At 44.8% G+C, this 2,476-nt stretch carries 1 protein-coding gene; it reads left to right on the top strand.

The features are described 5' to 3' along the window. The first annotated feature begins 431 nt into the window (after positions 1–431). Positions 432–2,378 (top strand): PAS domain S-box protein, encoded by a 1,947-nt coding sequence (locus H6S82_RS28655; protein ID WP_242057146.1) that lies wholly within the window; start codon positions 432–434, stop codon positions 2,376–2,378. The last annotated feature ends 98 nt before the right edge of the window (positions 2,379–2,476 follow it).

Raw genomic sequence — 2,476 nt, 5'->3', positions numbered from 1 at the left:
TGTGACTCTGGGCGCAATTCCCCTTGCTCAAATATGTGAAAAATTAGAAACGATGGGTCGTAAAGGTACTACAGCGGGTGCATCTCAATTTCTCGGTCAACTTTCCGCAGAATACGATCGAGTAAAAGCGGCTTTGCAATTACCGCAAAAATCGATCTAAAGCCTCCTGCTTCTCAAACCGGTTTTCTGTTGGAAGTTAGCCCTCAAAAAATCAGCTTTCTCCGGAGAGAACGTCAATTCTTGCTTTGAGTAGATGCGATCGGGTATTCTATTTGACAATCTAGAAGTGGCTCCGGAAAATTCCAGCCATAAAATTTTTGGGAGCGAGTCCGGTCAGGAAAGCACAATCTTACCCGCATGAGAGTAATTATTTTCGCCCCTGTGGTTCGGCAAATGGAAAAGCCTAACGATTTTAGGGATACATAGTCGTCATGCGTAAATTTTCAATAGTAAAGAAACTCTTGACGAGGCGACTGACTCCTTTGAAAATCGCTGCACTGTACGTGGTTGTTGGCGGAGTGTGGATACTATTTTCCGATGGATTGGTATTCACCCTGGTCAAGAATTCTCACTTGCTGGCAGAACTTCAAACTTTGAAAGGTTGGTTCTACGTATTCGTCACAGCCGGAATGCTTTACGCACTCATTAAGCAGAGTATGGCAGCACTTGAGCTTTCCGAAGCGGCGCTGCGATCGAGTGAGGAACGCTTCCGTCAGCTAGCGGAAAACATCGACGAAGTTTTCTGGCTCAAACCTCCTCAATTGAACGAGATCCTCTACGTCAGTCCGGCTTACGAGCAAATCTGGGGCAAAAGCCGTCAAAGTTTATACCAACAGCCGATGTCGTGGATGGATGCCATTCACCCGGACGATCGCGATCGCGTTATCGCTGGCTTTGAAAAACATCTGGCGGGAAAGGCAGAGTTAAACCTCAAGTATCGCATTGTCCGACCCGATGGGGAAGTGCGCTGGATACGCGATCGGGCTTTTCCAATTGACGACAAAGCTGGCAAAACTTACCGCATAGCGGGTGTCGCCCAAGATGTCACCGAACGCCAAGAATTAATATTAAAGCTGCAAAAACTAAATGAAGAACTGGAAAACAAAGTCGAAGAGCGTACATCGGAACTCAAACAAACTCTCAAACAATTGGAAGTAGAGATAACCGATCGCCAAAAGGCAGAAGCAACTCTGCAAGCAGCTACAGATATCACCGATCGCAAACAAGCACAATTAGAATTGCAATCTTCTGAAGAACGTTTCCGTCGTGCTATTCTGGAGGCTCCGTTACCGATAATTCTTCATGCAGAAGATGGCGAAATTGTGCAAATTAATCGTACTTGGACGGAACTGACAGGCTACACTCACTCCGACATTCCCACAATTGCCGACTGGCTCGAAAAAGCCTATGGCAGCAAAAAAGAATCAGTCAAAGCAGATATTGACGTTTTATACAAATTAGATAAACCAATTGTAGAAGGAGAATATACGATTGCTACCCGCAGCGGCGAAACCAGAATTTGGGAGTTTCATTCCGCTCATTTGGGGACGCTATATGATGGCAGAAATTTGGTTATTTCCACAGGAATTGATATTACAGAACGCAAACAAGCCGAAGCCGAAATTAACCAACTTAACGAAACTTTGGAGCAACGTGTAGCAGAACGCACTGCCCAATTAGAACAAGCCAATCAAGATTTAGAAGCATTCGCTTACTCGATCGCTCACGATTTGCGTGCGCCTTTGCGAGGAATGCACGGACTTGCTGAAGCTTTGCTGGAAGATTATGGTGACAAATTAGACGATCTCGGTCAAGAGTATGCCCGTCACATAGTTAATTCAGCACATCATTTAGATGATTTAATCAACGATTTATTAGATTACAGCCGTCTCAGTCGCACTGAATTAAATCTGGGATCTGTAGATTTAAATACGGTCGTTTCGGAGGCGCTCGCGCAACTAAAAACTGATTTGGAAAAAAGCCAAGCTCAAGTGACTGCGATGCCGTCAATGCCGAAAGTGCAAGCTCATCGTAATACCTTAGCTCAGGCGATCGTAAATCTACTCAGCAATGCGATTAAATTTGTTGATAAAGATAGTCAACCGGGAGTGCATATTTGGGCTGAAACAGATGATGAATGCGTAAAGTTATGGGTGGCAGACGACGGTATTGGTATCGCGCCAGAACATCAAAAACGTATCTTTCGAGTTTTTGAGCGTTTGCACGGCATTGAATCCTATCCCGGTACAGGTATTGGTTTAGCAATTGTGCAAAAAGCGGTAGAGCGGATGGGCGGTTCTGTGGGCGTCGAATCGGAGCTAGGAAAAGGAAGCAAATTTTGGATTAAATTAAGAAACGATACTACTAAGGAGGGATAACCGTGAAGCATACGATTTTGTTAGTCGAAGATAACCCAGCTGATGTTCTTTTGATGAAACGCGCTTTCCGCAAGGAAGATTTATCCCATGTTTCCCTG

Source organism: Planktothrix sp. FACHB-1355 (assembly GCF_014748295.1).
GTDB classification, from domain to species: Bacteria; Cyanobacteriota; Cyanobacteriia; order Cyanobacteriales; family Aerosakkonemataceae; genus Aerosakkonema; species Aerosakkonema funiforme_A.
Note: the sequence above shows the minus strand (reverse complement) of the source record. Positions and strands in the feature narration are given on the sequence as shown.

Coding starts and splice junctions, on each gene's coding strand:
- H6S82_RS28655 (WP_242057146.1), top strand. CDS start 432: ATGCGTAAATTTTCAATAGTAAAGAAACTCTTGACGAGGCGACTGACT.